This window comes from Pseudomonas sp. DrBHI1, from assembly GCF_002205115.1.
Classification (GTDB): domain Bacteria; phylum Pseudomonadota; class Gammaproteobacteria; order Pseudomonadales; family Pseudomonadaceae; genus Aquipseudomonas; species Aquipseudomonas mosselii.
This window is the reverse complement of sequence record NZ_NIBE01000093.1, coordinates 36,417-43,648: the sequence shown is the minus strand read 5'-3', so window position 1 is coordinate 43,648 and position 7,232 is coordinate 36,417. Positions and strand designations below refer to the sequence as shown.

The window sequence follows — 7,232 nt, the reverse complement described above, 5'->3', positions numbered from 1 at the left end:
CCGCCGGCATCGAGTACTACCTGCCGCTGTTCTTCGAAGAGACCGCCACCCTGTTCGACTACCTGCCGGCGGACACCCAGGTGTTCTCCCTGCCGGGCGTGGAGCAGGCCGCCGAGCATTTCTGGAACGACGTGCGCGGGCGCTATGAAGAGCGCCGCGGCGACCTCAGCCGACCGCTGCTGCCGCCGGCGGAGCTGTTCATGCCGGTGGAGGACTGCTTCGCCCGCCTCAAGCAATGGCCACGGGTGGTGATCGGTGCCGACGACGTCGAGCCCGGCGTCGGCCGCGAGCGCTTTCCGGCCCGCGCCCTGCCCAACCTGGCCATCGAGGCCAAGGCCAACCAGCCGCTGGCGGAACTGGCGAACTTCCTCGACCAGTTCCCCGGCCGGGTGCTGTTCACGGCGGAATCGGCGGGCCGGCGCGAAGTCCTGCTGGAGCTGCTCGAACGCCTGAAGCTGCGCCCGCACACCGTCGACGGCTGGGCCGACTTCGTCAATGGCGGCGAACGCCTGGCGATCACCATCGCGCCGCTGGACGACGGCCTGCTGCTGGACGACCCCAGCCTGGCCCTGGTCGCCGAAAGCCCGCTGTTCGGCCAGCGCGTGATGCAGCGCCGGCGCCGCGAGAAACGCGGCGAGGCGGCCAACGACGCGGTGATCAAGAACCTCACCGAGCTGCGCGAAGGCGCCCCGGTGGTGCACATCGACCATGGCGTGGGCCGCTACCTGGGCCTGGCGACCCTGGAGATCGACGGCCAGGCCGCCGAGTTCCTCACCCTCGAATACGCCGAGGGCGCCAAACTCTACGTGCCGGTGGCCAACCTGCACCTGATCGCCCGCTACACCGGCAGCGACGACGCCCTGGCGCCTTTGCACCGGCTGGGCTCCGAAGCCTGGCAGAAAGCCAAGCGCAAGGCCGCCGAACAGGTGCGCGACGTCGCCGCCGAGCTGCTTGACATCTATGCCCGCCGCGCCGCGCGCAAAGGCTATGCCTTCGCCGACCCGGCCGCCGACTACGCCACCTTCAGTGCCGGCTTCCCGTTCGAGGAAACCCCCGACCAGCAGGCCGCCATCGAGGCGGTACGCGCCGACATGCTCGCCGGCCAGCCCATGGACCGCCTGGTCTGCGGCGACGTCGGCTTCGGCAAGACCGAAGTGGCCATGCGCGCCGCCTTCATCGCCGTGCACAGTGGCCGCCAGGTGGCGGTGCTGGTACCCACCACCCTGCTCGCCCAGCAGCACTACAACAGCTTCCGCGACCGCTTCGCCGACTGGCCGGTGAAGGTCGAGGTGATGAGCCGCTTCAAGTCGGCCAAGGAAGTCGCCAGCGCCGCGGCGGAACTGGCCGAAGGCAAGATCGACATTCTCATCGGCACCCACAAGCTGCTGCAGGATGATGTGCGCTTCAAGGACCTGGGCCTGGCCATCATCGACGAGGAACACCGCTTCGGCGTGCGCCAAAAAGAACAGCTCAAGGCCCTGCGCAGCGAAGTGGACATCCTCACCCTGACCGCAACGCCGATTCCCCGCACGCTGAACATGGCGGTGTCGGGCATGCGCGACCTGTCGATCATCGCCACTCCGCCGGCCAGGCGCCTGTCGGTGCGCACCTTCGTCATGGAGCAGAACAAGAGCACGGTCAAGGAAGCGCTGCTGCGCGAACTGCTGCGCGGCGGCCAGGTGTACTACCTGCACAACGACGTCAAGACCATCGAGAAGTGCGCCGCGGAACTGGCCGAACTGGTGCCCGAGGCGCGCATCGGCATCGGTCACGGGCAGATGCGCGAGCGTGAACTCGAACAGGTGATGAGCGACTTCTACCACAAGCGCTTCAACGTGCTGATCGCCTCGACCATCATCGAGACCGGCATCGACGTGCCCAGCGCCAACACCATTGTCATCGAGCGCGCCGACAAGTTCGGCCTGGCCCAGCTGCACCAGCTGCGCGGCCGGGTCGGGCGCAGCCACCACCAGGCCTATGCCTACCTGCTGACGCCGCCGCGCCAGCAGATCAGTGCCGATGCCGAGAAACGCCTGGAGGCCATCGCCAATACCCAGGACCTGGGCGCGGGCTTCGTCCTGGCCACCAACGACCTGGAGATCCGCGGCGCCGGCGAACTGCTTGGCGAAGGCCAGAGCGGGCAGATCCAGGCCGTCGGCTTCACCCTGTACATGGAAATGCTCGAGCGCGCGGTCAAGGCCATCCGCAAGGGCAACCAGCCGAACCTCGAGCAGCCGCTGGGCGGCGGCCCGGAGATCAACCTGCGCCTGCCGGCGCTGATCCCCGAGGACTACCTGCCCGACGTGCATGCACGCCTGATCCTCTACAAGCGCATCGCCTCGGCGGCCGACGAAGAGGGCCTCAAGGACCTGCAGGTGGAAATGATCGACCGCTTCGGCTTGCTGCCAGAGCCTACCAAGAACCTGATGCGCCTGACCCTGCTCAAGCTGCAGGCGGAAAAGCTCGGCATCAAGAAAGTCGACGCCGGCCCCAACGGCGGCAAGCTCGAGTTCGAGGCCGAGACCCCGGTCGACCCGCTGACCCTGATCAAGCTGATCCAGGGCCAGCCCAAACGCTACAAGTTCGAAGGCGCGACCCAGTTCCGCTTCCTGGTGCCGATGGAACGCCCCGAAGAACGTTTCAACACCCTGGAAGCGCTGTTCGAGCGCCTCACTCCACAAAATCCATAAGGAAGCTTCATGCGTGCCATCCGTTGCCTGACCCTGCTGCTGGCCCTGCTCGCGCCGGCTGCCTTCGCCGCAGGCCCCTACCAGGTAGAAATGATCCTGGTGCGGCAGAACGCCGTGCCGGCGATCACCAGCCCCTTCGCTCCGGAAGACTGGAGCGCCGGCGCGCCGCGCCTGGAAAAAGGCGCCGAGCGTCCAACCGGTTTGGGTGATGAAGTCACCCGCCTGCAGGCCACCGCCGACTACACCGTGCTGCTGCACAAGGCCTGGCAGCAGGACACCGAGACTGTCGCCCTGGGCGTCGGCGACGAACAGTTCGGCCACTTCCCCATCGAGGGCAACCTGAGCATCAGGGAAGATCGCTTCATCGCCGTCGACGCCAACTTCTGGGTCAACCAGCTCGATGGCAACGGCAGCGTGCTGCAGAGCGAACAGCTCAAGCAGAACAACAGCAACATGAAGGCCGGCCAGCTGACCTTCTTCGATGGCGGTCACCTGGCGCTGCTGCTCAGGGTTTCGCCGGCCGGCATGCGCAAGATCCCACTGCCGGACCCGGAAATGATGGAGCAGTGACGTGAACGCCGATGTGCAGAAGCTGGCAGCCGAGAACCCGAGCTGGAAGCGCGACTTTTCCGCAGCCACCCTGCAACGGGGCGAACGGTACGCCGAACAGGGCCTGGTGCAGATCCAGTCCCACGGCGACTCGCGCATCGAATCCACCTGCCACGGCAGCGGCGGCAACGTCTACCGCCAGCGGATCATCATCACTGCCGGTCCCTCCGGGCAGTGCCATGTGCGCGGCGACTGCTCCTGTCCGGTCGGCACCAACTGCAAGCACTGCGCCGCCGCGCTCTATACCCTGGCCAACCGCTACGGACAGGTCGCGGCCAACGGCGACCAGCTGCCCCATCACCTGCAGCACTGGCTGCAGGGGCTGGAGCCGCCTGCGCCGCGACAAGACGCCACGCAAGACAAGCGCGGCCGCATGGTCTGCTACCAGCTGATACTCAACGACGACCAGAGTTGCGCGCTGCGTGTGCGCAAAGGCACCCGCGAAGAGCACGGCATTCGCTACAGCCGCGTCCAGTCGCTGTACGAACTGCTCTACGAGCCGCCAAAGTTCGTCAAGGACGAGGACCTGCGCATCCTGCGCCAGCTCTCGGCGCAGACTGCACCCTACGGCCATGAGCGCGGCTATCCACTCAAGGGACACGAAGGCGGCGAGCTGCTGCAACGGGCACTGGACACCGGGCGCATGATGTTCATCGAAGGCCTGCCCCTGCTGATCCCGGGCGCGCCCCGCCAGGCAGCGTTCCGCTGGGTACGCCTGGACAACGGCGACTATCGCGGCCTGTGGTACAACGGCGAGGTACCGCTCGATTGCGTGCTGCCGCTGGTGCCGCTGTACTACTTCGATATCGACACCCAGGAAGTCGGCACCGTTTCCCACGACCTGGATCCGCACACCGCCCTGCAGCTGTCCCTTGCTCCCGATGTACCGGAACACCTTATCGTGCCCCTCAGCCACAAGCTCAACGCCCTCAATCATCAGCTGCCGACGCCCACTACCGTGCAACAGGAACAACTCGACAACATCGAGCCGATCCCGCACCTGACCCTCGGCAGCCTCGAGTTCAGCGCCTACACGCCCAAGACCGGACGCATGCAACGGCAGATGCAGCACCGCGCCGCGCTGGCGTTCGACTACGACGGCCTGCGCGCCAGCGGCGGCGACGACAAGCCGCTGAGCCGCCTGGTGGGCAGCACCAGCCAGCGCATCCGCCGCCAGCCCCAGGCCGAGCAGGCCCTGCGCAAGGCATTGCGCGAGCAGGGCTTCAAGCCCGCCACCCGCCAGAGCAAGGCCCTGCCCAACAGCGCCGGCGAAATGTACCAACTGCCCGACGACGAAGCCTGGCTGCGCTTCGCCCGCGAAGGCCTGCCGCGCCTGCGCGAGGCCGGCTGGGCCATTGACGTGCACCGCGACTTCGCCTTCAACCTGCACGAGGTCGACGACTGGTACGCCACCATCGACGAAGCGCCGGGCCACGAATGGTTCGACCTGGAGCTGGGCATCGTCGTCGACGGCCAGCGACACAGCCTGCTGCCAATAGTCCTGCAGCTACTGCGCGCAAGCCCCGAGCTGCTGCGCCCCAGCGAGCTGGCGCGGCGCAGTGACGATGAACACCTGCTGATCGACCTCAACCGCGCCCGCCACGACAGCCCGGCGCTGCGAGTCGCCCTGCCCTACGGGCGGATCAAGGCAGTGATGGGCACCCTGGGCGAGCTGTACCTGCATGAGGACGCCAGCGGCCCGAGCCTGCGCCTGGAGCGCGCCGACGCCGCGCGCCTGAACGACATCGACCACCTGCCACTGCAATGGCAAGGCGGCAACCATGTCCGCGACCTGGGCCGGCGCCTGCGTGACGCCCGCGACCTGCAGGTGACGCCGCCCAAGGGCCTGAACGCCACCCTGCGCCCCTACCAGCAGCAAGGCCTGAACTGGCTGCAGGCCCTGCGCGAAATGGGCACCGGCGGCATCCTTGGCGACGACATGGGCCTGGGCAAGACCCTGCAGACCCTGGCCCACCTGCTGCTGGAGAAGGAAGCCGGGCGCCTGGTCCACCCGGCACTGGCGGTGATGCCCACCAGCCTGGTGCCCAACTGGCTCGACGAGGCCCGGCGCTTCGCCCCCGACCTGCGCGTCCTGGCCCTGCACGGCCCCGGCCGCAGCAAGCACTTCGCCAACCTGGCCGACTACGACCTGGTACTGACCACCTACGCCCTCGTCCCTCGCGATCTTGAACACCTCAAGGCCCAGTCCTGGCACCTGCTGGTACTGGACGAGGCGCAGAACATCAAGAGCAGCACCAGCAAGGCCGCCCAGGCGGTGCGTGAGCTGCAGGCCAGTCAGCGGCTGTGCCTGACCGGCACCCCGATGGAGAACAACCTCGGCGAACTGTGGTCGATCTTCCACTTCCTGATGCCCGGCTGGCTGGGTGACAGCAAGCGCTTCACCCAGGACTATCGCACCCCGATCGAGCGCCACGGCGACGCCGAGCGCATGGCCCACCTGGCCAGCCGCATCCGCCCGTTCCTGCTGCGCCGTACCAAGGAGCAGGTGGCCACCGAGCTGCCGGCCAAGACCGAGATGATCCACTGGGTCGAGCTCAGCGACGCCCAGCGCGACACCTATGAGGCGGTACGGGTGGCGATGGACAAGAAGGTCCGCGACGAAATCGCCCGCAACGGCGCCGCCCGCAGCCAGATCGTCATCCTCGACGCGCTGCTCAAGCTGCGCCAGGTGTGCTGCGACCTGCGCCTGGTCAAGGGCACCGAGGCCAAGGGCACATTCGCCGACAAAGGCAAGCTGGGCAGCCTGCTGGAAATGCTCGAGGAGCTGCTCAGCGAGGGGCGCAAGGTACTGCTGTTCTCGCAGTTCACCTCGATGCTGGCGCTGATCGAGTTCGAACTGGAGAAGCGTGGCATCCGCTACAGCCTGCTGACCGGCGACACCCGCGACCGCCGCGCACCGGTACAGCAGTTCCAGAATGGCGACAGCGAGGTGTTCCTGATCAGCCTCAAGGCCGGCGGCACCGGACTGAACCTGACCGCCGCCGACACCGTGATCCACTACGACCCGTGGTGGAACCCGGCCAGCGAAAACCAGGCCACCGACCGTGCCTACCGTATTGGCCAGGACAAGCCGGTGTTCGTGTTCAAGCTGATCACCCGGGGGACGGTGGAGGAGAAGATCCAGCAGTTGCAACAGGAAAAGGCAGCGCTGGCGGCCGGGCTGCTCGATGGCGGGCAGGCCGGGCAATGGCGGCTGGGGGATGACGAGATCGAGGCGCTGTTCGCGCCGCTGCCAGGCAAACGAAGTAAGTAAAAGCCCGCCCCACGAGCCCTGAGGGCTTCTTGGGGACGGGCCTGCCCCGCGATGAGGCCGGCGAGGTTAATCGACCAGCTGGGCTTCCTTCAACGCCCCCAACGCCTCCAGCCAACGCGGCTGCTGACGGTAATCGGTACGCGCAAAGCCCTGCCCGCGCATCCGCGCGATGCGCGGCGACGGCTTGACCTTCATCCGCTGCGCCGCGCTCAGCGCCAGCTCCGCCGCCGCTCGGTCGTTGCACACCAGGCCCATGTCGCAGCCGGCGCTCAGGGCCGCCTCGATACGACTGGCGGCATCACCCACCACATGGGCGCCGGCCATGGACAGGTCGTCGCTGAAGATCACCCCGTCAAAGCCCAGTTCGCCCCGCAGAATGTCCTGCAGCCAGCGCCGGGAGAAGCCGGCCGGCTGATTGTCGACCTGCGGATAGATCACGTGGGCCGGCATCACCGCCGCCAACTGGCCACCCAGGCGGGTGAACGGCACCAGGTCGGCCGCGCGCAACTGCTCCAGACTGCGCTCGTCGACCGGGATCGCCACATGGGAGTCGGCCTCGGCCCAGCCGTGGCCGGGGAAATGCTTGCCGCAGGCAGCCATGCCCGCGGCGTTCATGCCGCGGATGAACGCACCAGCCAGCGCGGTGGCACGCTGTGGAT

The 7,232-nt window shown here is 67.5% G+C and carries 4 protein-coding genes; 3 read left to right on the top strand and 1 reads right to left on the bottom strand.

Annotated elements, in window-relative coordinates; all coding sequences use genetic code 11:
• The 3 genes from mfd to CC207_RS19145 all read left to right on the top strand — a co-directional run.
• Positions 1-2,690 (top strand): transcription-repair coupling factor (mfd, locus tag CC207_RS19155; protein WP_371916483.1); only part of this gene is annotated, 2,690 nt, incomplete at its 5' end.
• 9 nt (positions 2,691-2,699) lie between these two features.
• Positions 2,700-3,260 carry a CsiV family protein gene (locus CC207_RS19150; protein ID WP_028692733.1) on the top strand — a complete coding sequence of 187 codons (561 nt, stop codon included), beginning with the start codon at positions 2,700-2,702 and terminating at the stop codon, positions 3,258-3,260.
• 412 nt (positions 3,261-3,672) lie between these two features.
• Positions 3,673-6,573 (top strand): DEAD/DEAH box helicase, encoded by a 2,901-nt coding sequence (locus CC207_RS19145; RefSeq protein WP_371916484.1) that lies wholly within the window; start codon positions 3,673-3,675, stop codon positions 6,571-6,573.
• 66 nt (positions 6,574-6,639) lie between these two features.
• On the opposite strand, the gene nagZ is transcribed toward CC207_RS19145, so the two are convergent.
• Positions 6,640-7,232, bottom strand: a 593-nt coding sequence (gene nagZ, locus CC207_RS27795; RefSeq protein ID WP_256582126.1) for a beta-N-acetylhexosaminidase, incomplete at its 5' end; no start/stop codon positions are given.

Coding starts and splice junctions, on each gene's coding strand:
- CC207_RS19150 (WP_028692733.1), top strand. CDS start 2,700: ATGCGTGCCATCCGTTGCCTGACCCTGCTGCTGGCCCTGCTCGCGCCG.
- CC207_RS19145 (WP_371916484.1), top strand. CDS start 3,673: ATGGTCTGCTACCAGCTGATACTCAACGACGACCAGAGTTGCGCGCTG.